The sequence below is a fragment of the Aquimarina sp. EL_43 genome (assembly GCF_943422735.1).
Classification (GTDB): Bacteria; Bacteroidota; Bacteroidia; order Flavobacteriales; family Flavobacteriaceae; genus Aquimarina; species Aquimarina megaterium.
Window position 1 is genome coordinate 4,439,539 of sequence record NZ_CALSBR010000001.1, and the last position, 24,366, is coordinate 4,463,904.

22 protein-coding genes are annotated in these 24,366 nt (G+C 32.9%); 14 read left to right on the forward strand and 8 right to left on the reverse strand.

All coding sequences use genetic code 11. The features are described from left to right. Positions 1–69: 69 nt before the first annotated feature. Positions 70–381, forward strand: coding sequence for a hypothetical protein (locus NNL09_RS19070; RefSeq protein WP_196910260.1), 312 nt, complete (start codon positions 70–72; stop codon positions 379–381). A 91-nt stretch (positions 382–472) separates the two neighbouring features. Next, a complete protein-coding gene (locus NNL09_RS19075) occupies positions 473–982 on the forward strand; it encodes a ferritin (RefSeq protein ID WP_025663669.1) in 510 nt (169 codons plus the stop codon). Between the two features lie 63 nt (positions 983–1,045). On the opposite strand, the gene NNL09_RS19080 is transcribed toward NNL09_RS19075, so the two are convergent. Beyond that, positions 1,046–1,456 carry a hypothetical protein gene (locus tag NNL09_RS19080; RefSeq protein WP_025663670.1) on the reverse strand — a complete coding sequence of 137 codons (411 nt, stop codon included), beginning with the start codon at positions 1,454–1,456 and terminating at the stop codon, positions 1,046–1,048. Positions 1,457–1,617: 161 nt separating this feature from the next. Between NNL09_RS19080 and NNL09_RS19085 the strand changes: the two genes are divergently transcribed. The 3 genes from NNL09_RS19085 (at position 1,618) to NNL09_RS19095 (ending at position 3,998) form a co-directional block, all read left to right on the forward strand. Further along, positions 1,618–2,460 carry a 1,4-dihydroxy-2-naphthoyl-CoA synthase gene (locus NNL09_RS19085; protein WP_025663671.1) on the forward strand — a complete coding sequence of 281 codons (843 nt, stop codon included), beginning with the start codon at positions 1,618–1,620 and terminating at the stop codon, positions 2,458–2,460. Positions 2,461–2,510: 50 nt separating this feature from the next. Beyond that, complete coding sequence (locus NNL09_RS19090; protein ID WP_025663672.1) at positions 2,511–3,326, forward strand: hypothetical protein; 816 nt, start codon at positions 2,511–2,513, stop codon at positions 3,324–3,326. A 69-nt stretch (positions 3,327–3,395) separates the two neighbouring features. Beyond that, positions 3,396–3,998, forward strand: coding sequence for a hypothetical protein (locus tag NNL09_RS19095; protein ID WP_152538252.1), 603 nt, complete (start codon positions 3,396–3,398; stop codon positions 3,996–3,998). A gap of 4 nt (positions 3,999–4,002) precedes the next feature. Here NNL09_RS19095 and NNL09_RS19100 read toward each other — a convergent pair whose 3' ends face one another. The 4 genes from NNL09_RS19100 to uvrA form a co-directional block, all read right to left on the reverse strand. Continuing rightward, positions 4,003–6,417 carry a thiamine pyrophosphate-dependent enzyme gene (locus NNL09_RS19100; protein WP_196910259.1) on the reverse strand — a complete coding sequence of 805 codons (2,415 nt, stop codon included), beginning with the start codon at positions 6,415–6,417 and terminating at the stop codon, positions 4,003–4,005. 202 nt (positions 6,418–6,619) lie between these two features. Further along, positions 6,620–9,448 (reverse strand): metalloprotease, encoded by a 2,829-nt coding sequence (locus tag NNL09_RS19105; RefSeq protein ID WP_196910258.1) that lies wholly within the window; start codon positions 9,446–9,448, stop codon positions 6,620–6,622. A gap of 164 nt (positions 9,449–9,612) precedes the next feature. Further along, complete coding sequence (locus tag NNL09_RS19110; protein ID WP_196910257.1) at positions 9,613–10,302, reverse strand: TIGR00730 family Rossman fold protein; 690 nt, start codon at positions 10,300–10,302, stop codon at positions 9,613–9,615. A 24-nt stretch (positions 10,303–10,326) separates the two neighbouring features. Next, on the reverse strand, positions 10,327–13,155 hold the full coding sequence (uvrA, locus tag NNL09_RS19115) for an excinuclease ABC subunit UvrA (RefSeq protein ID WP_196910256.1): 2,829 nt from the start codon (positions 13,153–13,155) through the stop codon (positions 10,327–10,329). 577 nt (positions 13,156–13,732) lie between these two features. On the opposite strand from uvrA, the gene NNL09_RS19120 reads away from it, so the two are divergent. After that, complete coding sequence (locus tag NNL09_RS19120) at positions 13,733–15,832, forward strand: M12 family metallo-peptidase (RefSeq protein WP_196910255.1); 2,100 nt, start codon at positions 13,733–13,735, stop codon at positions 15,830–15,832. 63 nt (positions 15,833–15,895) lie between these two features. Here the strand turns inward: NNL09_RS19120 and NNL09_RS19125 are convergent, their stop codons facing one another. Together NNL09_RS19125 and aroB are read right to left on the reverse strand one after the other, a co-directional pair. Then, on the reverse strand, positions 15,896–16,609 hold the full coding sequence (locus NNL09_RS19125) for a hypothetical protein (RefSeq protein WP_196910254.1): 714 nt from the start codon (positions 16,607–16,609) through the stop codon (positions 15,896–15,898). A gap of 190 nt (positions 16,610–16,799) precedes the next feature. After that, positions 16,800–17,870, reverse strand: coding sequence for a 3-dehydroquinate synthase (gene aroB, locus NNL09_RS19130; RefSeq protein ID WP_196910253.1), 1,071 nt, complete (start codon positions 17,868–17,870; stop codon positions 16,800–16,802). A gap of 150 nt (positions 17,871–18,020) precedes the next feature. On the opposite strand from aroB, the gene NNL09_RS19135 reads away from it, so the two are divergent. From NNL09_RS19135 to NNL09_RS19145, 3 genes are all read left to right on the forward strand, one after another. Then, the gene (locus NNL09_RS19135; RefSeq protein ID WP_025663681.1) at positions 18,021–19,193 is read left to right on the forward strand and encodes a proline dehydrogenase family protein; all 1,173 of its coding nucleotides are present in this window, start codon (positions 18,021–18,023) and stop codon (positions 19,191–19,193) included. A gap of 83 nt (positions 19,194–19,276) precedes the next feature. Then, positions 19,277–19,654, forward strand: a complete 378-nt coding sequence (locus tag NNL09_RS19140) for a VOC family protein (RefSeq protein ID WP_025663682.1) — start codon at positions 19,277–19,279, stop codon at positions 19,652–19,654. A gap of 19 nt (positions 19,655–19,673) precedes the next feature. Continuing rightward, on the forward strand, positions 19,674–20,243 hold the full coding sequence (locus NNL09_RS19145) for a pentapeptide repeat-containing protein (protein WP_196910252.1): 570 nt from the start codon (positions 19,674–19,676) through the stop codon (positions 20,241–20,243). Between the two features lie 16 nt (positions 20,244–20,259). Here the strand turns inward: NNL09_RS19145 and NNL09_RS19150 are convergent, their stop codons facing one another. Beyond that, the gene (locus NNL09_RS19150) at positions 20,260–21,765 is read right to left on the reverse strand and encodes a PLP-dependent aminotransferase family protein (protein WP_196910251.1); all 1,506 of its coding nucleotides are present in this window, start codon (positions 21,763–21,765) and stop codon (positions 20,260–20,262) included. An 83-nt stretch (positions 21,766–21,848) separates the two neighbouring features. Between NNL09_RS19150 and NNL09_RS19155 the strand changes: the two genes are divergently transcribed. Genes NNL09_RS19155 through NNL09_RS19175 form a run of 5 tightly spaced genes read left to right on the forward strand, consistent with a single transcriptional unit; the run spans position 21,849 to position 24,362 of the window. Next, positions 21,849–22,511, forward strand: a complete 663-nt coding sequence (locus NNL09_RS19155) for a pyridoxamine 5'-phosphate oxidase family protein (RefSeq protein WP_109853008.1) — start codon at positions 21,849–21,851, stop codon at positions 22,509–22,511. An 8-nt stretch (positions 22,512–22,519) separates the two neighbouring features. Then, a complete protein-coding gene (locus NNL09_RS19160) occupies positions 22,520–22,969 on the forward strand; it encodes a pyridoxamine 5'-phosphate oxidase family protein (RefSeq protein ID WP_196910250.1) in 450 nt (149 codons plus the stop codon). 13 nt (positions 22,970–22,982) lie between these two features. Further along, the gene (locus tag NNL09_RS19165) at positions 22,983–23,288 is read left to right on the forward strand and encodes a DUF1272 domain-containing protein (RefSeq protein ID WP_196910249.1); all 306 of its coding nucleotides are present in this window, start codon (positions 22,983–22,985) and stop codon (positions 23,286–23,288) included. 30 nt (positions 23,289–23,318) lie between these two features. After that, positions 23,319–23,780: a GNAT family N-acetyltransferase gene (locus NNL09_RS19170; protein WP_196910248.1), complete on the forward strand. Its 462-nt coding sequence runs from the start codon at positions 23,319–23,321 to the stop codon at positions 23,778–23,780. Positions 23,781–23,837: 57 nt separating this feature from the next. Continuing rightward, positions 23,838–24,362: a GNAT family N-acetyltransferase gene (locus NNL09_RS19175; RefSeq protein WP_196918852.1), complete on the forward strand. Its 525-nt coding sequence runs from the start codon at positions 23,838–23,840 to the stop codon at positions 24,360–24,362. Positions 24,363–24,366: the final 4 nt, after the last annotated feature.

Below are 24,366 nucleotides of genomic sequence, written 5' to 3' on the forward strand. Positions count from 1 at the left end.
GAAAAGCTAATTTTTATTTGTTTTATTTGGATTAAATCTAAATAAAAAGTATTTTAGCCGCCGTTAATTATGGAATTAATTTTTTCTTCAACATACTACTCCTCTTATCAATCATCAACAGAGCGATGTTATTATATCGATTTTGGCCATAAAGTGGTTAAAATTTCTTTCTGTCAATTGCTTAGCTTAAGATATAAGGCAAAACAAATGTCTACATTTGACTATATAGACGATTTGCTTAATCATAATGACACCGTATTATTATCGTTATGCGATAAAGAACATTTAATTTTATTAGACACATTAATGGTGCTGGATTTTGTAGATCTTATGAAAGGAACATTTGCAATGATAGAATTAAATGCTATGCTGGTGTCATGATATTTTAATATTAGATTTAGACTTACTATAAATTGAGTGCCGATTAAGTTTTACATCTAGATTTTCTATACTTTTATTAAAAATATTGGAAATGGAAAATCTAACACGACAAGAAATAAGCATTAATCTAGAAGTAATGGATATGCTTAATAAGCAAATTGAGAAAGAACAAAAGGCCTCGTCACTGTATTTAGCAATGGCTTCATGGTGTGATCAGAAAACGCTTGTAAATAGTGCTTCCTTTTTTTATAAACAAGCAGAAGAGGAAAGAGAGCATATGATGAAAATTTTTAAATTCATTAATGATACTGGTGGGTCTGCTTATTCTCCAAATGTCTCTAATATTACTCATGAATTTTCTTCACTTCGAGAAATTTTCGAAATGACACTTAATCATGAGATATCTATTACACAATCAATATACAAAATTGTTGCAAAATGCAGACAGGTAAATGATTTTGGTTCAGAGAACTTTTTGATGTGGTTTGTAGAAGAACAACTAGAAGAAGAAGAGACTATCAAAGATATTTTAGATATGTTTGATTTATCTGGAGATATGCCACTTCAATTTATCGACGAAAGAATTCCTGTTGGTAAATAACCGCATAAAAAGATTTTAAGCCAAAGTGATATAGTGGTTTCAGGTTCTTTTTAGAATAATAAATTAGTATGCTAAACCTGTGATAGGACAGAAAGCACCACTGTACAAACTAGCATCTTTATAAGCCGTGTTTTTTATACCTCCTCTATTAGTATTGGGGGTATAGCCGTTACCGTATACTCTAAAACCAGATGTTTTAGGTTGCGGAATTGCAACATTGTATTTTGATGAAATATCTTTATATTTTGGAGTATCGATATACATCGTATAGCTTTTTTTAAAAGCTTGTTCTCTTAAATCTATAGCCAAATCTACTTCTTGTAATTGATATTTTTGAGTTTTAACCTCTTTTTCATGCATTACCAGTGGAGCACTTAGTTGTTCCCATTCTATGGCTATGGTTTGTATTGCATCCTCTTGTCCATATGATAAAAAGCTGATGCTTCCGATAAGTATTACTAAAAAAACTTTCATAATGGTAAATATATTATCAATTCAGAATAAAACTATCAAAAACTATACTAAAATCTATTTTTTATTTGAAATAAAATTAAAAATTAGGGGATTTACCCTGTAATTGATGCAGTGAGATATAGTATATTGTAGTATTTTTGAGGATACAAAAAAACATATTAATGAGTTCAATAGATTGGAAAACTGTAAAGGAATACAAAGATATTACCTATAAAAAATCGGGAGGTGTTGCAAGAATAGCATTTAACAGACCAAATGTACGTAATGCTTTTAGGCCAAATACAACAAGCGAACTTTATGATGCTTTTTATGATGTGCAAGAAGATACATCTATAGGTGTGGTTTTGCTTTCTGCAGAAGGACCTTCGACAAAAGACGGAGTATATAGTTTTTGTAGTGGAGGAGATCAAAAATCTAGAGGTCACCAGGGGTATGTGGGAGATGATGGTAGACACAGGTTAAATATCTTAGAAGTACAAAGACTTATTAGATTCATGCCAAAAGTTGTTATTGCAGTTGTGCCAGGATGGGCTGTAGGAGGAGGGCATAGCCTACATGTAGTTTGTGATCTTACTCTGGCAAGTAAAGAACATGCTATTTTTAAACAAACCGATGCAGACGTTACAAGTTTTGATGGAGGATATGGTTCTGCATATCTGGCAAAGATGGTTGGGCAAAAAAAAGCACGTGAAATTTTCTTTTTAGGAAGAAATTACTCAGCGCAAGATGCTTATGAAATGGGAATGGTAAATGCAGTGATTCCTCATGATGACCTTGAAGATACGGCATACGAATGGGCGCAAGAAATACTTGAGAAATCACCAACATCTATCAAAATGTTAAAATTTGCAATGAACCTTACAGATGATGGTATGGTAGGGCAACAGGTATTTGCAGGAGAAGCAACACGACTAGCGTATATGACAGACGAAGCCAAAGAAGGAAGAGATGCGTTTCTTGAAAAGAGAAAACCAGATTTTAAAAACATTAAATGGATGCCTTAGTTTATGTAATTATCAATCTTTCCTAAAATAAGAATTACCTTAGCTATACAATGGATAAGAAAGAAGAAGAGCTTATATCGATGCATTATCAGATGGAAAAAACTGATATCAAACAGCAACGGCTGGAGGATCGACTTATCTCTATTTCTGAAGATTTAAAGAGAAGTAAAAGAAGACGTAATTTTTATTTTATATTTATTCTTGTTTTGATGTTGTTGCTAACTGCAGGGAGTTTCTATATGATTCTCGGGAAAAAGGAAAATATTACCAAAATTGATTCTTTAGAAGGAGGAATGGATGTTCAGCAGCTTGTATTTGAAAATGATTCTTTACAAAAGGAAGTGAATAAACTTAAAACTGATATTTCTAAGTATCAAAATGAAGAATTATCAAATAATGCAAATTCGACAACTTCTCTTTCGGTTGGTATAGGAGATGTAAAGAAAGAAGAAGAGGGTACTAAAGATGGTAAATCTAAATTAAAATTTGAAAGGAAATATTGTTACATAAATAAGGTGTATAAAAGCAATGATGTTGTTTTTATAGAAGCAGATATTATAGAGTATTATCAGGGTAGAAAAGCAGTTAAAAAAGCTAAAGAATTAGGCAAAGCTGAGTATGATTTGGATAAAAATGGAGATACATTGTATTTTTTATATAATAATTATTATATTCATAACCAGAGTTCTAAGTCTAAAATATTGGAGCTCGACGATAAGGCGAGGGTGAAGATTGAAAATATTAATCAGATTTCTTCCGGTTTTCCATTAAAGGCCTTCCAGAAAGTAATTACAGATAGACCTGTTTTGATTTTGGAAATTAGTAATGGGATAGTGTATAAAATAACCGAACAGAAACTCCCTTAAGCATTGTTTAAAAAATATCTTTAGAAATAACTAACTAAACTTTTGAAGCTATCCCCCACAATGAAAGTTATGAAAGATGAGGATCTTCTATCTTTACATTACCAGATAGAAAAAGCCGAAATTAAACAGAAAAAGCTCGAAGACCTTCTGGATGAAGAGTCTGATAAGCTGAAAAAAAGTAAGAAATCTAATAGGCTATTTGGGTCTTTCTCATTAGTTCTATTTTTATTAGCCATTTTTCTTGTAGCGAATGCTTTTTATTTTAGCAAATCACAATCAAAAAGCAGTGAAGTAGAAAATAATGAGATTTCTGTAATAAAGCAAGAACTAGTCTCTGCTAAGAAGGAGTTAGAAACATTAAAAAAAGAAAAAATTAGCTTAAAAGAAATCAAAGATTTATATCTATATAGAAGTTTGATTAAAAAGGATACTGTGTATTCGGTGCAGTTAAAAGCATTTAGTGCAAAAAACACACCAGCTATTTCTGAGAAATATACAAATGCCCTTATTTATAGTGATACTTCTTTCTATAAAATGAGTTTAGGTATTTTTGAAACCCTGGGTGAAGCTCAGGATTTTAGAAAAACACTTATAGCTTCCGGATTTGATAAAAGAATATTTGTAATATCTTATAAAGACGGAAAACGATTAAAAATAGAAGACTTTCAGTAGTTAGTTACCTTAATTTCGGAAAATTAGCTGGATTCGCTTCATTTATAATAGCATACACTTTTTCGAAAATATCTTCTGTAGAAGGCTTACTAAAATAATCTCCATCAGTTCCAAAAGCAGGTCTATGCGGTTGTGCACTTAAAGTCTGTGGTTTGCTGTCAAGATATTGATACACATTTTGTTCATCAATCAATTTGTGTAAAATATATCCTGTAGCACCACCAGGCACATCTTCATCTATAATCAATAATCGGTTGGTCTTGGCAACACTTTTAACAATATCATGATTTAGATCAAAAGGAAGTAAAGACTGTACATCGATTATTTCGGCATTAATTCCTACGGTTAATAGTTCTTTTGCGGCTTGCTCAACCAATCGTAAAGTAGAACCGTATGATACCAAAGTGATGTCTGTTCCTTCTTTAACCGTTTCAACAATACCAATTGGTGTTCTTATTTCAGATAAATTAGAAGGCATCTTTTCTTTTAAGCGATATCCATTAAGGCATTCTACAACTAGGGCGGGTTCATCGCTATCCATTAGTGTGTTATAAAAACCTGCGGCTTTGGTCATATTTCGAGGCACAAGAATATGAATACCTCTTAGTAAATGAATAAGGCCACCCATTTGAGAACCAGAATGCCATATTCCTTCTAGTCTGTGCCCTCGGGTTCTTATAATTAAAGGGGCTTTTTGTTTTGCAAAAGTTCTATATCGCAGTGTAGCAAGATCGTCACTTAACCCTTGAATGCAATATAAAATATAATCCAAATATTGAATTTCTGCAATGGGTCTAAGTCCTCGCATAGCCATCCCAATTCCTTGCCCTATTATTGTAGCTTCTCTAATACCTGTATCAGATACTCTGGTTTCTCCAAACTTTTCCTGAAGCCCTTCAAGTCCTTGATTTACATCACCAATTTTACCACTATCCTCTCCGAAAATAAGAGCTTCGGGGATTCTGCTAAACAGCTTTTCGAAGTTATCTCTTAAAATAACTCTACCATCAACTTGTGGTGTATTGGTATCGTATTGAGCTTTTACTTCCTTTACATGAATAGCGCTAGAATCATTTTCATTATATAAATGACTACTATATTTTGGTTGAATACGAGAAATGTAATTATTTATCCATTCCTGAAGTGTAGATTTTTCTACAAAATTTTCTTTTGTAATGTATTGCAATGTTTTTCTTGTAGCTTCAAGAATATCTCTGCGTATAGGTTCTTCTTTTGAAGCTAAAATATTAACCAGAGAAGAGATGAAGTTTTTATTAGCACTTTTGTTTTCAACAGATTTAAGAATTTCTAATGCTTCTTTTTGTTCTGATTTAATTTCTGACAAATATGCATTCCAGGCTTCGGTTTTTCCTTTTCTTACTTCTTTTTTTGCAGTTTTTTCAAAATCAAGAAGCTCTTCTGCTGTTGCAATATTATGTTCAATGATCCATTCTTTAAACTTTTTGTTGCAATCGTATTCGCGTTCCCAATTTAATCGCTCTTCACTTTTGTATCTTTCGTGAGACCCAGAAGTAGAGTGTCCTTGCGGTTGTGTTAATTCTTTAACATGAATAATAACAGGGATATGTTTTTCGCGTGCTAATTTTTCGGCTTTTTCATAAGCGTCCATTAGTGCAGGGTAGTCCCAGCCATTAACTTTTAAGATTTCATAACCTTCGTGATTTTCATCACGTCTAAAGCCTTCTAAAATTAGAGAAATATCTTCTTTGGTTGTTTGGTGCTTTGCATGAACAGAGATACCATATTCATCGTCCCAAACACTAACCACCATAGGCACTTGTAGTACACCTCCTGCATTAATAGTTTCCCAAAACAAACCTTCACTCGTACTTGCATTGCCAATAGTTCCCCAAGCTACTTCGTTTCCTTTACTTGAGAAGTTAGAATGATTAGTAATTCCTTTTTCGTTACGATATACCTTTGATGCCTGAGCAAGACCTAATAATCTTGGCATTTGTCCGGCGGTAGGAGAAATATCTGCACTCGAGTTCTTTTGTTGCATCAGGTTTTTCCATGTACCATCTTCATTAAGACTGTGAGTAGAAAAATGACCTCCCATTTGTCTTCCCGCAGCAAAAGGTTCTTTATTGATATCTGTATGAGCGTATAATCCGGCAAAGAATTGTTCTACCGTATATTGATCAATAGCCATCATAAATGTTTGATCCCTGTAGTATCCTGATCTAAAATCACCATCACGAAAAACTCTGGCCATTGCAAGTTGCGGTAACTCTTTTCCTCCTCCAAAAATTCCAAACTTAGATTTACCGGTCAATACTTCTCGTCTTCCCAGCAAACTACATTCTCTACTAATCAATGCTATTTTGTAGTCTCTAAGTATTTGATCTCTATATTCTTCGAATGAAATATTAGATGAAGTAATGGTTTCAGGCTGCATGTGAACGGTGTTTTAATGTTTTGCAAATTTAGCTAAAATCCTAGCCATTTGCAAGGTCGAAACTCTTAATTTTTTTGAATATAATTCATTAAAAATGTGTTTTTATTGATGAATTATAGTTTTTGGACAGTATTTTAAGGATTGGTTAACAAATGTTCAAAATTTTCACATTTATTTTTCAATATAACTTTTTGTAAGAACATTAATACCATTCTCTGGTAAAAAGGCCTATTAATGTTTCTGGACTTAATGTTATGATAAATCGAATTTGTTCTTCGTAATTTGGCTGTGATATTTCCCACCCTTTATTAGACACTACAGGAAAAAAGACCTCGAAGTAATCAGCTACTAAACTAAGTCTAACTCCTGCATCATAGACAAATTTTGGGGAGATGTTTTTATTTTTTACCAATCCTACATCACCATATGCATAAATCCATTTCCATATATTGGTATTTGCATTAAAGGTGGTAATCCATTGATTAGCAAAAGGATATTCGAGTTGTGATTTAAACCCTCCTTCTGCCAAAATAATCTGTTGGCTTACCAAACCAGTATCTTCACTACGCCCAAGGTAATTATAATCGAATAAATAATCTGTGGGTCTGTCTAGCGCAAAGCTAAAGAAATTGCCATCTTTTTCTGTATCATTAAAAAGAAAAGACCCCGCAAATAGACGTAAATTTAATTGCCGATTATTAAGAAACAACTTCCTGTAATTTATGGTAGCGGATAGTTTACTAAAGTTTTTTGATATTTGATAATCAATAGTGTATCCTAGAAAATTAATAAGATTAAAATCAGAATATCGATATCTTACATTAAATACGTTATAATCTGGGGTGGTAACAGGATTCTCTTTATCTCGATCTCTAAATACATTAATGTTTCTAATGAGAAGCCTCTGTTTTTTATTAGACCTTAGATCTTCTGGCCTAAAATAGAAACTTAGAGATGATGAGAATCGTTTAAACAACAGGTCGGGAGCATAGCTAAACATACTACCATTTATTCCATATCGCATTTTGTATAATCCATAATCTGAAAGTTGTTGTCTATAGAAAATAGATGCTGATCCCAATAATTTATTGGATTTGAAACCGTAAGCAGGGGAGAAATTATATTCTAAGTTTCTTTTTATAAAAGACTTGTTGTAAAATTTTGAAGCTAATGTAAAACCATCATATACATTAAACTCGATTTCTGGGATAAAAAATACTTGGGCATATCTGGGATCTTCTATATCCTGTAAAAATCTAAACTGTATAGGTTTGTTAAATATCCATTTTAGGTTTCTGTAATTATTACGTCTGTTTACTTCTGGAATGTTCTGGTCATAATCCAATACCAGTTTACTAATATCTTCATTGGCAATTTTTACTTTTTTGGTCCCAGTGATCCCCATAACCCAGGTTTTAGAAACCATGTCTTTTTTTCTAAATCCGTAGAGAGAAACCGGCATTGTATTATTACCATTATTCTTAATCGTAACTTCAATAGAATCTTTTCCTTTTTTTACAGATTTGATTTTAAAATCAAGTTTTTCATTAGTTTGTACATAATCCTCAAAAAACCATTCTATGTCGAGAGGAGCTATATCGATAAGTGCCTTTTTATATTTTTCAGAATTTGTATATTTTAATACATTTTGAGTGTAGAAATCTTTAATACTCTGGTCGACAATATTGTCATCGCCCAAGTAATCTTCTAAATATTTAAATCCTACTCCTGCCTTATATGCATTTGCTATATTTTTATTAAATTTTACCAATTCATCTTGTGGCTGCAATAAAGGCTGATCTAAAAACAATCGAGCCATGTTTTTATAAGCTAAGAAATATTGATCATTAAAGTCCAGGTCGGCAGCATGAAACCACCGTATACCAATTACTTTACTCAGTTTACCGATAATTTTCATTTCGGGATAATACTGTTCTGTGTATGCCATCATTAAATAGATGTGTATCGCATCTTTTATCCAGGCATCGTATCTGGGGTTTATAATAATAGTTTTTTCAAGATAATTTTCGGTAATTGTTTTAAGTTGTTTGATTTCAAACTGAAAACCATCAGGGAAAGGCCTTAATATATCGGGTAATTGATTTAGCCCATATACAGGATTGCTTTTGTAATCATTTTCAGAAATTACAATCTTGTCAAAAGGATACGGCCCTAACTTTTTTTGTAAAAATCCAATAATTCTATCGGTTGCTACCGATTTCATTTCTGGCATTAAATCATTGTCATCTATATTGCTTATAAATTGAACACCATCAGAAGGGAAACTATAGAAAGAAGATGTTTTTTCTAAGTATAAGTTTGCTTCATTTCTTTTGTTGCCTTCGAGTTGTATAGTTTTGGTTGTTTCATCCTTTGATAGAATGCTATTTTTTTGTTTTAGATCACTAACTATTTCATAGGCAGAAGGCAACGTGAAATGAATTTGATAATCTGCTATAGGAGCATATAAGTCATCCAGGTTTTTATGGCTATAGATATTCCATTTTGTATCATATACGGCCGGAAGGATATACCAATATTTTAAACTAAAATTTCCGTTTGGATGATATCCGTACCTGGTAAATTTACTGCTTGCAATTTTAATTTGATATTTTAAAAGAAAGGTTTGACTTTCTCCTGGATAAATAGGTTTAGAAGATTTTACCCATAATATATCCTGGATTCCATCGTGTCGTCCCCACTGTAGAGGTTGTAATTCTTTATCACTGACATTTTGGATTATAGTTCCTCCTCGTTCTTCGTCTTTGGCAAAATAAAAACGTTTTATAAAATCTTCTGCAAATCTTTTACCAAGGGGAGTGGTCTTATCAGAGAAGCTATTGGCCCAATCATGAAAGAATATTTGTGTAAGCGTATCTTTTGATAAATTCGTATAGGTAACTTCCTGCTCTATAGTTATTGTCTTTTTTTTGGCATCTAGATTAGCATTTATAATGATGTTATGCTGTGCAGACCCCGCGGTAAGCGCAAAAAAGAAAATTATAAAACTATATATTTTTAAAATATTCAACTTTTATGTTTAATTAAAAGACGTTTTTAAGATATAAATCAAAAAGGAATATTGTTACCTATCTGGTCTTATCTATTAAAACTTTATTAGCTATAGGCAGAGCCTTATTATGATATTCTTCAAAATCGATTTTATATTAATAATTGATTTGATAACAAAATGAATTAGAAATTCGGACTTAAATTATACTGAGTATAAAATTTATCTAAAATATCTAATACTTCACCTGGGGTATCTACAATATGTATTAGGTTTAAATCCTCGGGACTTATATTTCCGAATTTTTGGAGTAATGTACTTTTTACCCAATCGATTAGTCCACCCCAAAACTCTGTACTTACCAGTATAATTGGAAATTTTGCAATTTTTTTGGTTTGTATTAATGTTATTGCTTCGAATAATTCATCCAAAGTTCCAAACCCTCCTGGCATAACTACAAATCCCTGAGAATATTTTACAAACATCACTTTACGTACAAAAAAATAGTCAAAATCCAGGCTTTTATCACTGTCGATGTACGGATTGTCATGTTGTTCAAAAGGTAAATCTATATTAAGTCCTACAGAGGTTCCTCCTCCCAGATGTGCTCCTTTATTTCCTGCTTCCATTATACCAGGACCACCGCCAGTAATAACTCCGTAACCCTGATCCACAATTTCTTTGGCAACATCTACAGCTAATTGGTAGTATTTGTCATCTGTTTTTGTACGTGCAGATCCAAAAATAGATACACAAGGCCCTATTTTACTCATTTTTTCAAACCCATTAACAAATTCTCCCATAATCTTGAAGATTGCCCATGAATCATTTGTTTTTATTTCATTCCAGCCTTTATGGTGTTGCTCTTTTCTCATAATTTATTTTTTAAATATTGTTACTTACAGCTCGTTCTTTAAAAACTGAGCAGTATAGCTTTTTTTATCTTTTATAATTTCTTCTGGTGTACCTGTAGCTACAATTTTTCCTCCATTTTTCCCTCCTTCATATCCGATATCAACGATATAATCAGCCATTTTGATTACATCCAGATTATGTTCTATAATTAAAACTGTATTTCCTTTATTTACCAACTCATTTAGTACTTCCATCAAAACACGAATGTCTTCAAAATGCAGCCCTGTCGTAGGTTCATCCAGAATATAAAAAGTATTACCGGTATCTCTTTTTGATAATTCTGTCGCTAGTTTAATACGTTGTGCTTCACCACCAGATAGCGTAGTTGATTGTTGCCCAAGAGTAATATATCCTAAACCAACATTTTGGATAGTTTTCAATTTTCTTGAAATCTTGGGGATATGTTCAAAGAATACACAGGATTCATTGATTGTCATTTCTAAGACATCAGAAATAGATTTTCCTTTATATCGAATCTCTAAAGTTTCTCTATTGAATCGTTTCCCCTGGCAAGTTTCGCATTCTACATATACATCGGGTAAGAAATTCATTTCTATTACTCTTAATCCACCACCTTTGCAGGTTTCACATCTTCCTCCTTGAACATTAAAGCTAAAACGTCCCGGTTTATATCCACGAATCATAGCTTCGGGAGTTTTGGCAAATAAACTTCTTATTTCAGAAAAAACACCTGTATATGTTGCAGGGTTTGACCTTGGTGTACGGCCAATAGGAGATTGATTAATATCAATTACTTTATCTGAATGTTCGAGGCCTTTAATGCTTTTATATGGCATTGGTTTTTTTACACCATTAAAATAATATGCATTTAAAATAGGGTAGAGTGTCTCGTTGATGAGTGTAGATTTTCCGCTACCCGAAACCCCGGTAACAGCAATCATTTTACCTAAAGGAATATCAATAGATACGTTTTTTAAGTTATTTCCTGTAGCTCCCTTTAGTGAAATGGTTTTCCCGTTTCCTTTTCTGCGTTTTGCAGGAGTCTCAATTTGTCTTTTACCACTTAAATAATCTGCTGTAAGTGTATCGTGTTGTTGTAATTCTTCTGGAGTACCCTCGCTAATAATTTCTCCACCGTGTTTCCCGGCCAATGGTCCAATATCGATAACATGATCAGCGCGTTCTATCATATCCTTATCGTGCTCTACAACGATAACAGAATTACCTATATCTCGCAACTGGACTAGTGAATTGATTAGTTTTTGATTATCTCTCTGATGTAAACCAATACTGGGTTCGTCTAGAATGTATAAAACTCCAACCAGTTGCGAACCGATTTGAGTAGCTAATCGTATACGTTGTGCTTCGCCACCAGAGAGTGATTTGCTACTTCGGTTTAAAGATAAATATGTAAGCCCTACATCTACCAAAAATTGAAGTCTGGCATTAATTTCCTTTAATATTTCTCCCGAAATCTTATTTTGTTTTTCACTTAAATGCTCGGGAAGAGATTTAAACCATTCAGAAAGCTCACTAATATCCATTGCAGATAATTCGGCAATATTCTTAGTATTTACTTTGAAATATAAAGATTCTTTACGCAGTCTTGACCCTTTACATGATGGACATTGAATATTATCCATAAAATCTTTGGCCCATCTTCTTAATGAGGTCGAATCATTATTTTTATATGTATTATCGATAAACGAAGCTACACCTTCAAAATCAATTTTATAATCTCTGGTAACTCCAAGAGATTTGCTATTTACAGTAAACTTTTCTTTTCCACCATGAAGGATAATTTGCATGGCTTCTTCGGGGATTTTTTTTATAGGATCACTTAATTTAAAATCATAGCGTTGTGCGATTAATTCTAATTGTTTAAAAATCCAATTATTTTTTTGAGGTCCCTGAGGAGCTAAGCCTCCATTTTTTATAGATATAGTATCATCTGGGATGATTTTTTTTAGGTTTACTTCATATAAATTTCCTATACCATTACATTTAGGGCAGGCTCCTTTTGGGGAGTTAAATGAAAAGTTATTGGGTTCTGGGTTAGGATAAGAAATACCACTAGATGGGCACATTAAATTTCGACTAAAGAAGCGTACTTCCTGAGATTCTTGTTCGATCACCATCAATACATCATTACCGTGGTACATTGCAGTATTGATCGTCTCCATTAGACGTTTTGAATTATCCTGATCTTTGGTGACCTTTAATCGATCAATAACGATTTCGATATCGTGAGTTTTATAACGATCGAGCTTCATACCTTTGGTGATATCTTTAATTTCTCCATTGGTACGCACTTTTACAAACCCTTGTTTTGCAATTTGCTCAAATAACTCTCGATAGTGCCCTTTTCTAGAACGAACAATAGGGGCCAGAATACTTATCTTTTTTTCGGCAAAATCTTTTAAAATTAGATTCTTGATCTGCTCATCACTATAGCTTACCATTTTTTCTCCAGTATTAAAGCTATAAGCATCACTTCCTCTTGAGAATAATAACCTGAGAAAGTCATAAATTTCGGTAATGGTTCCAACTGTACTACGCGGACTTTTACTGGTCGTTTTTTGCTCGATTGCAATAACAGGAGAGAGTCCATCAATCTTATCGACATCTGGTCGCTCTAATCCTCCTAAAAACTGTCTTGCATAGGCAGAAAAGGTTTCTATATAACGCCGTTGCCCTTCTGCATAAATAGTGTCAAAAGCCAAAGAAGATTTACCAGATCCCGATAAACCTGTAATCACTACTAATTTTTCACGAGGTATGGTAACGTCGATATTTTTCAAGTTGTGAACACGTGCTCCTAAAACCTCAATATTTTCTTCTGATGTAACCATAAATTCTAAACCAAGATTGCAAATGTAGTTATTTGACAGCGTTTTGTGAAATTGGAAAAGTTTCAGTCATGTTAAATCAACATTTTTGTTAGAGATATATGTTTTGAATCTTGTGAAAATATTTTTAATCAACTGAAAAACAGTATTTTGTATATGTGTAAAACATAAAACCAGCGTATTAATTTTCTTTCAATATAAAGTACATGTAAGAATTTTGTTTTAACAAGTAAGAAGTTTCATGAAATTTTGGATATCAGCATTCTAAAAAAAAATAATTACGGATTATTAGACATTTATTTGAAATTAAGGCTAATTTTTAGAAATAAATATATCTAACAATATGTTCTTTTTTAAGGTTTTTTTTGATTAAAATGATTTTATTAATGATGTTTTTTTAGTTTTTTAACTAAAATATTGAATGATTTATATTTTTCAGAACTGCTTATGAACTTTTTTAAATCGGTATGTAGAATTAGTAACTTAATTATTCACAAACTCTTTGAAGTTTTTACTATTGATAGTATAAATAGCCCAATGTAGTCAATAGAGGAATTCTTCAAAATTAAAACTAATCACGATGAAAAACATGTTCAAAATTGCAATTACCTTTTTTATGGTAATAAATTTTATGCAGGCTCAACAGTCGCAGCATAGACCTAGTGAGTTGGTAAAACAACAAAAAACACAGGGTTCAGATTTTCAAGACGTTAAATTGTTTAGTTTAATGACAGCTAAGCAAAAATCGAATGTACAATTACCAAAAGAGGTTAAAGATTATACTTTATTTTCTTTAGATGCCAAAAAAATGGCTTCTATGAAGTCTAATGCTCCCAAAACTATGAATTTGGAAATCCCAGGGCAAAAATCTTCTATGGTACTAGAGTTGGTTAAAGTAGATATTGCTACAGATGATTTTAAAATTGTAGAAATGCCTTCTGGTAACGTTGTTAAATCGGATAAAACTGTTTCTCATTATAGAGGAGTAGTAAGAGGTAAAACAAACTCTATTGCCGCCATTAGTTTATTGGATGGTGAAGTCTCGGGTGTCATAAGTATAGGTGGCGAAAACGGAAACCTTGTTATGGGGCGATTAGAAAACAGTTCGAAACATATCATGTATGAGGATAATAACTTAATTCATCTACAGGACTTTACCTGTAATACCGAAGCGAATTATGAAGGTTATACAAAAGAAGAGCTTTCTGATAACCCTTCTACCAGTAAAGCGGCAGAAAAGTGTGTTAAGGTGTACTTCGATATAGGGAATGATGTTGTAAGAGACAAGGGAGGAAGCCAGCAAGCATCTGATTATTTGCAATCTATATTTAATCAGGTAGCTATATTGTATTCTAATGATAATGTGACTGTAAAAATATCACAGATAAATGCGTGGACTTCTCAAAACCCATTTAGTGGGTTGTCTGATTATTCGCGTTATAGAAGGCAAAATGGTCTTAATGGAGCAGACCTGGGACATTTTGTAACTTATGATTTCTCTGGTGGAGTAGCATATTTAAGTGGTGTTTGTCAATCTAATTACAGATTTGCAGTTTCTGGTATTAATAAAACTTTTAATAATGTACCTACATACTCATTTTCTGTAATGGTAATTGCACATGAGATGGGACATAACTTAGGTTCAAATCATACCCAGGCATGTGTTTGGAACGGTAATAATACTGCGATTGATGGTTGTTATAATGTAGAAGGTAGTTGTTCTAGACCAGCGATCCCATCAGATGGAGGAACTATTATGAGTTACTGTCACCTTACTAGTGCAGGAATTAACTTTACTAAAGGATTTGGTCCACAACCGGGTAATGTGATTCGTAATACGATTAGTTCTTCTAGTTGTCTTCAAACATGTAGCACTACTGGATGTAATACTGGTGATTCTGCAACGGTAACATTTAACAATAATACAGATTGTACTTTAGAGTATTTTACAAACAATAGTTCTCAGTTTTCAATTAATTCTGGTCAAACCAGACAGGTTTCAACGACTAGAGGAGCGAGTTGGGAAGCTAAAAATTCATCTAATGCTACTGTAGATTCTTTTACGGTTCAATGTAGCCAGGATAGTTATGCTTCTACTGGTAACTGTACAGATGGAGGAATCACCTGCGAAGGAGTACAACCCTATTCTAGTGGTACTGTATATTCTGTAGGAGATCGTGTAACTTATCAAGGAAATTTATATGAGAGAACATCTACTGGTTGGAAAAACCTGGGGCCATGCCCAACTGATCCAAATGATCCATGTGCAGGAGTACAGCCCTATTCTAGTGGTACAGTATATTCTGTAGGAGATCGTGTAACCTATCAAGGAAGTTTATACGAAAGAACATCTACTGGTTGGAGGAACCTCGGACCTTGTGGTTCTGCAACTCAAGCTTCTCTACAAAGAGGTGGGATTTCTGGTGAACTAAGTATTAAAGCGTATCCTAATCCAGCTGATGAAGTTCTTACCATTGAAGTTAGTAATGTATTAAATACTTCTTCTACATTATCTATTAAAGATATTAATGGTAGAGTACTAAAAGTTGTTGATTTAGATACTACTCCGGGAGGAAAAGATCGTCATACGATTGATATTAGTACATTCTCTCCTGGAATGTATTTTGTTCAGGTAACAGATTCTAAAAAAACAATTACCAAAAAAATATCTATAAAATAATTAGAATATAATATTTGGGCTATTAGGGGGTGAAACTTTATGTTTCACCCTTTTTTATGTCTTTTAATCATTCCACGTTTTAAGGTCGCTAATTGGAATCCCGAAACCAAGTAATTTATGATGTTGAGAGAGGTGGGCTCCTGTTTTTGTAGTTGTCCAGTTTTTCCAGGTAGCTTCAAGCCCTCCAATCGGAATGATAGATACCCACATTTTATAACTTGTAGGTCTGTAATTCTTATCAACTTTCCAGAGGTAAGAATCTCCAGGAGTAGTCCCTCCAGATTGATAGGTAACCAATAATCCTTTAGTGTCGTCTTCTAAAGTTACTAATTTACGCACTGTTCCTTTGTCAAATATCTTATGAGGAGCAACCAACCAAAAAGAATCATTGTTAAAATTTACCAATGCATTTTCTATCATTTTTTTCTTTTTATGATCACTAAGGTAGGCTGTACTAAGTACTCGGTTTTTTTCTGGAAAATCCAAATGTAAAAGCACCGAGTGACCATCTATTTTTACAGTTACAGTATTTGATTTTTTATCCCAGAGATAATGGTTTTTATTTCTAAAAGTCCATTGTAAATAATCAGTATTTAGATAGTTGTCATGCTTAACAGCATCTAGTATTTTTAATGCAAATTTATCAGCTTCAGGGCCAGGTTTTCCTTCAGGAAGTTTTTCATGTAAAGCAAAATACAAGGTCGCAACCGTGATAACTACCAAGGTGAGTATGCTTAGTAGTAGTATTTTAAAAAGCTTTATAAGTTTTTTTCTCAAGAGGTTATGATTTTTAATAAGTGTTGTCTTTTGCTAATGTAATGAAATGCTAAGAATGTAGCTTCTCAATATTATGATTAATAGCCGTCTATTACAGAAGTAGAGATCCCCGTTTAAAGAAAAAGAATAGTTCGTGTTGTCTCTCTAGTTAATCATAAAATATAAAACCATTACACCTTAATATCCTATATCATAAAGAAGCATAATACTCAAAAGATGTAAGAATCAATTCATCCGATACAATACAGTTGTATTTTGCTTCACCAATAGTATTTAACAGAACAAAGTAAACATTTCCGTTCTCATTCTTTTTATCATGAATAAGAAGTTTCATGATTCTTTTATAATCTCCAGCATCAATATCTATTTTTGGAAATGTAGCCAAAATTACAGAGCTAATATATTCTAAATCTTCTTTGGTTAAGGAAAGTAATTCTGTAGATATATAAGCTTCCATAATCATCCCTATTGCTATAGCTTCACCATGAAGCAATGTTGGTTTTTCGGGATGAGTGAGATAAAAAGATTCGATAGCATGACCTAGTGTATGACCATAATTAAGATACTTACGAACATTTTGCTCGGTAGGATCTTCAGAAACAATTTTGTTTTTGATCACTACAGAGTCATAAATCATTTGGTCCAGATCTTCAAAATTAAGTTGAGAAAGATCACTTATCTTTTCCCAATATTCACGATCTTGAATGAGTCCGTGTTTTAGCATTTCGGCAAATCCACTACACATTTGATTTACTGGTAAAGTAGCCAGGTATTCTGTGTCAACAAGAACCATTTCTGATTCACTGATCACACCTACCATATTTTTTAAGTTACCCAAATCAACACCGGTTTTTCCTCCTACAGAGGCATCTACCATTGCCAGTAATGAAGTTGGGATGTTAATATAGTTAATTCCTCTTTTATAAGTACAAGCTATAAAACCACCCAGATCTGTAATAACACCACCTCCCAGATTAATCATTAGGCTTTTTCGATCCATACCTAATTCTGAGAACGCATTCCAGATGCCACTACATGTTTCGATATTTTTATGGATTTCGCCACTCTCTATTTCAATCACTTCGATATCATATTCTTTTTCAATCTTGCTCATTAATAAAGATAAACAATGCTCATGGGTATTATCATCCACGAGGATACATATTTTTGAATGGTTGGCTTTTTCGAGATATGCGTTCAATGCTGTATAGCATTCTTCACCAAAATATACAACAGAGTCTTTTGAAACTATGGGCTTCATATAGTATTAAATTATAGGGAGCGAAATTAAGCAGAATTTATAATAAAATAAACTCGCAAGTTCTATATTTGCAGATATCTTAAAATAAGTGCAATGTATGCATAAGAATTAATGATATTTCTATGTGCATATTTTTAAAATTAACTTTTGATGAACCAAAACAATTTGTTTGATAATACTGAGACTGCATTTAGCTTAAAAAGCGACTCAGAGCTAGAAAGAGCGTACTTTCTATTTAAAATGATTTCTAATGAACCTTTGGTTAGAATAGGAACTGCGGTTACAAATTTTGCTATAAAAGCACATTTACCTGTTCAGGGATTAATAAGAGCTACTGTTTTTGATCATTTTTGTGGAGGAGTTAGTGAAGAAGATTGTTTGTCTGTGGTTGATAAAATGTATGACAAGAGAGTATGTTCTGTATTGGACTATTCGGTTGAAGGAAAAGAAGAAGAAGCGCAATTCGATGCAGTATTAGAAAAAACAATGAAACTTCTTGAGTTTGCTGATCAAAAAGATGCAATGCCCTTTGGAGTATTTAAACCTACAGGGTTTGGCCGGTTTTTGGTTTGGCAAAAGAAAACCGAAGGCACTCCTTTAAATGCAGAAGAGGAAAAAGAATGGGAGCGTATCGAAGAACGTTTTGATATGGTGTGTAAAAAAGCCTATGATTGCGATGTAGCTTTACTGATTGATGGAGAAGAAAGCTGGATGCAGGATGCTGCTGATGAATTGGTGGCAAAAATGATGAGAAAATACAATAAAGAAAAAGCTATAGTATATAATACATTGCAACTTTATAGACACGATCGCCTAGAGTACTTACAAAAATTACATGAAGAAGCACGAGTTTATGATTTTAAGATTGGTGTAAAAATTGTACGCGGTGCTTATATGGAAAAGGAAAACGAGCGTGCTAAGGAAAAAGGATATCCAACTCCTATTTGTAAAGATAAACAACATACAGATCAGAATTTTGATACTACTATGAAATATATTCTTGAAAACATAGACGATATCTCTGTTTTTATAGGAACGCATAATGAAGATAGTAGTTACCTGGCGATGAAGCTAATGGCAGAACTTAATATTGCTAAAGATGATTTTAGAGTTTGGTTTGGTCAATTGTATGGAATGAGTGATCATATAAGTTTTAATCAGGCTGCAGAGGGATATAATGTGGCAAAATATTTGCCTTTTGGTCCTGTACGGGATGTAATGCCATATCTAATTCGAAGAGCAGAAGAAAATACTTCGGTTGCTGGACAAACCAGTAGAGAATTGAATCTACTTTCTCAGGAGAAAAAAAGAAGAAGATTATAGGATACCTTTAGAAGTTTTGAAACATGCGATAGAATAGGAGGTATAGCATTATAGTGCAAGTTTTATAATTTAAAGAATATAAAATGAATCTAAACCAGGTTACCATACCATCTCTTGATGTTTCTACCTCTATTTCTTTTTATAAGAAACTAGGATTACATCTTATTGTTGAATCATTACCACAGTATGCACGTTTTGAATGTGTAGAAGGTGATGCTACTTTTTCTATTCACCTGGTTGATGTATTGCCCGAAAATAATGGTGTACATGTATATTTTGAAACTGAAAAATTAGATAAAGAAGTAGAACGCCTTATTAACGAAGGGCTGCAATTTGATCTATTGCCTACAGATCAACGCTGGTTATGGAGGGAGGCAAGGCTTAAAGATCCCGATGGAAACCTAATCATTTTATATTTTGCAGGAGATAATAGAAAAAATCCACCTTGGAGAATAAACTAACGTATTGATATCTATTTTTATGAGTCATCCAATCATCGATAAAACTTTTGAAAACAAAGATTTTTCTAATCAAAAATTACCATCAAAAGAATATGATAATTGCACATTCGTAAACTGTAATTTTTCTAAGACAGACATGTCTGTGGTTACTTTTTTAGAATGTAGATTTGATACTTGTAATTTTAATACAATAATGATGAAAGAGACTTCTTTTCAAGAAGTTGTTTTTGATGCTTGTAAAATGCTGGGATTAGATTTTAGTACATGCAATGATTTTCTGTTTGAAGTAGAATTTAATCATTGTAACCTTGATTATGTATCTTTTTATGGCTTTTCTATGAAAAATACTACGTTTAATGATTGTAGCTTAAAAGAAGCAGATTTTACTGATGCTGACCTTGCAGGTTCGATCTTGTCTAATTGTAATTTATCTGGAGCAATTTTTGAAAGAACTATTGCAGAGAAAGTTGATTTTAGAACTGCCAAAAATTTTATAATAGATCCAGAAATCAACAAACTAAAGAAAGCAAAATTTAGTACATCGGGACTTATAGGGCTGTTAACAAAATATGATTTGACGATAGAGTGATTTTGTGTAGTCTTTGTCAGATTATCAATTTGTTTTGTTTGACGAATTCGAATACTTTTACTAGTCGCTCGATAACTTCAAGAATCTCTTCTTCATTTAATGAAGCAAATCCCATTCTGATTCCGTTGTGTCTTGAGTTATCATTATCATAACGACGCCAGTCCGGATTAAGCTCTATATCTAGTTTTTCGGCTTCATTACATATTACATCCCAATTATATGCTTTGTTTAGCTTTACCCATATTGCCATTCCTCCTTTTGGAATTTCAAAATCAAAATAATTACCTAGTTTCTCTTTCAATAAAGAACAAAATAGATCTCGTCGTGTTTTATAAATTTTAAGAACCTTGTTGCAATGTCGTTGTACATCTCCTGTACTAATCATTTGAGCTAAGGTTTGTTCTAGCAGTGTATCTCCTTGTCTATCAATAATACGCCTTAATCTGGCAGCTTCATCAACAAAATCTTTCGAGGCGACTAAATATCCAATTCGAATTGCTGGGGCAATAATTTTGGTGAACCCTCCGATATAGATTACATTTCCGTGGTCATCATTACTGGCTAATGGTAAAATCGGAGCATTGTTATAATGAAAATCATAGTCATAATCGTCTTCGATAATTGCAAAATTGTAGTATTGAGCTAATTGTAGTAAGTGCATACGTCGTTCTGCAGAAAGTGTTACAGTAGTTGGGTGATGATGATGAGAAGTAGTATAAACAGCATTAATCTGTTTGATTTTACAAAGCTTTTCGATAGCATTAGTATCTAAACCCTGATCATCAACAGGTACTTGTTCTATACGGGCTCCTGCTTCTTTAAACGTATTGTCTGCTGTCATATAGTTAGTATTGCCAACAACAATAACCTTATTCTTTGCAGAAAGGAGTAATTGACTATTTAAATAAATCCCCATCTGACTCCCACGGGTAATCAAAATATTATCAACAGTAATGTGTAAACCTCTGGTTTGATTAAGATAAGTAACCAGGTTTTTTCTCAATTCTAAATTCCCATATGTAGAACCATAAGTGAGTAAATTTTCATGATGACTTTTTTTGGTAATATTTCGGTATACTTTTGCAATCTCTTCTATTGGTGCTAATCTATGATCAGGGCAACCGTCATCAACAACGAGCATTTTTTTATCGGTCTTATGCTTAGGTTTACGCACCAAATGTGATCGGGTGAGAAAAGAGAAACCACTTTTTTCTTTCGTACTGTTTTTTAGAACTGGTCGAACAAAGTTTTTAGGGTTAATGATTGGTAAAGAGCTGGTGACAAAAGTGCCTTTTGTAGGAATGGTTTCGACCCACCCCTGGGAGATAAGTTCTTCATATGCCGAAATTACTGTTTTGCGATGAACATTAAGAGCTTCAGCTAATTTTCGGGATCCCGGTAATTTGGTAGAAGGTGGTAGTTTTCCAGATTTTATGAAACCAATAATTTGATCACATAACTGAAGGTATAGATTACGGTTACTATCTCTAACAAGAACTATATTATTTTTAAATGGAAACAAAACTGGACTACTAATTATTTATAAACTGGATTGCTTTAGCACACCATAAAACTATTATTTTTGAGTAAGAAATAAAATAAATTATGGCAGAATATTCAACTTCCGCGCTCAATAAGGTAGTTCGTGGACCAAAAAGAGCAAATTACGATGTAGATACTATTAATACCATATTAGACGATGCATTTTTGTGTCATGTTGGATATGTGTATAAAAACCAGGCTATTGTGATTCCTATGGCTTATGCCAGAAAGGATGATAAGATCTATTTACATGGATCACTTAAAAATAGAATGATGTTGAGTTTATTAGAAGCAGGAGAGGCGAGTATATCGGTAACACATCTTGATGGATTAGTATTAGCAAGGTCGGCTTTTCATCATTCTGCGAATTATAGATCAGTAAATGTATTTGGTAAGGTAAAAAAAGTAGAAGACCCACAAGAAAAAATGGAAGCTCTGGAGTATATACTTAATCATATGGTTCCTGGTCATTGGGATAATGTAAGACAGCCAAACGAAAAAGAATTTAAAGGAACTTTAGTTCTTGAAATTAGTATAGAAACGGCTTCGGCAAAAGTAAGGGCAGAAGGAGTAAATGATGAACCTGGCGATCTGGATTTGCCAATATGGGCAGGGGTAGTTCCTATTAAACAAGTAGCTTTTGATGCTATTTCGGATAATGATCTGCAAAAGGATATTAAAGTACCAAATGCAGTATTAAATTATGTGACGAACAATAAAAAATAATAATCGAAATGCTCACTCCAGAAATAAAGAGGTATATTGATAAAAGTGTTTTATGTTGGTTAGCCACATCTTCATTAGATAATATTCCGAATGTATCGCCCAAAGAAGTTTTTACATATTATAGCGATACTACTATTATTATTGCCAATATTGCTTCTCCGCAAACCGTAAAAAACATTAAAGAGAATAATAATGTATGTGTTAGCTTTATAGATGTTTTTGTTCAAAAAGGATTTCAGCTAAAAGGAGTGGCTAAGATTGTAGCAAAAAATGATCCCGAATATGCTGCTATGCAGACTCCTTTGTTGCAGTTAACCGGGGGTAAGTTTCCATTTGCAACAATCACAAATATTATTGTTAAAGATGTAAAACGAATAATAGCCCCAAAATATGTTTTATATCCAGAAACAACCGAAGAACAGCAGATACAAAGTGCACTAAAACAATACAAACCATAAAAAAACAAAGGATATGCTAGAAATAAGACCTAATTGTGAACATTGTAATAAAACACTACCTAATGATAGTGATGAGGCAATGATTTGTTCTTATGAATGTACTTTTTGCATTAGCTGTGTGGATAATGTTTTACATAATGTGTGTCCTAATTGCGGAGGTGGTTTTGAAAAAAGACCAACTCGACCGGTAAATTGCCTGACGGGTAATTGCATAGAAAAACACCCTGTTGGTACAAGAATAGTATATAAACCAATTGATGAAAATGCTTTTAAAGAGATTTTGAAAGAATTTAGCAACATAGAACCACGAAAAAGATAAGAACAAATCTAAGTAACATACCACAAAAAAATGAATATTAAAATTATTGAAACTACTGTTGAAGAATTAGATGTTTTGACAGAATTATTTGATCAATATATGGTTTTTTATAAGAAGCCTTCAGATAAAAAAAAGTACAGGTCTTACCTAAAAGAAAGGCTTCAAAATAAGGAGGCAACAGCCTATTTAGCTTTAGATGATAACACTAGTAACCTTGCAGGTTTTGTGTTAAATTATCACTCATTTAGTTCAGTATCACAGGGGAAAATAGTGATTTTGAATGATTTATTTGTGGTACCTGAGTATCGTAAAAAAGGAATTGCAGAACGTTTAATTAATTCAGCTTTTGATTTAGCAAAACAAGTTGGAGCTATAAGAGTAGATTTAGGAACAGGAAAAGATAATGCTACAGCCCAAAGATTGTATGAAAAGATTGGATTTGTAAAGGATGAAGATTTTTATGCATACAGTTACGCTATCAGAAATAATTAAGATACTAAAATAATAACTTAAATAAGCTTACTGAAGAAAAGATGGTAAAAAATGAAGATGATTGACATAAGAAGAGCAACTATAAAGGATGCAGAAAAAATTTCATCTTTAGGAAGAAAGACCTTTGATGAATCCTATGGAGAGTTTTTTAATAATAAAAGCAACCTGATCAATTACCTGGATTGGGCTTTTTCTATTGATAAAATCAAAAATAGCTTGACAAAACCCGAGAATTTATATTGGTTGGTTACAGATACCTATAATTCACTGCCCATAGGATATGCCAAATTGAAATTAGATTCTCCTTCAGAGTTTATAGATGAAGAGCATGTTTGTAAGCTTCAGCGTATATATTTGCTACAAGGGTATGAAGCAAGAGGTATAGGAGGGAAGTTGCATCAGTGTATTGTAAAGGCAGCTGTTGATAACAAAAATAATTACATATGGTTGTCTAACTTAAAACTAAAAAAACAGGCCGTTGCTTTTTATAAAAAGAAAGGCTACCAAATTGCTGGAGAACATAACTTTACTGTTGGCGATGAAACTTTTGAGTTTTGGGCAATGCAAACTAAACTGAAATAGCCAT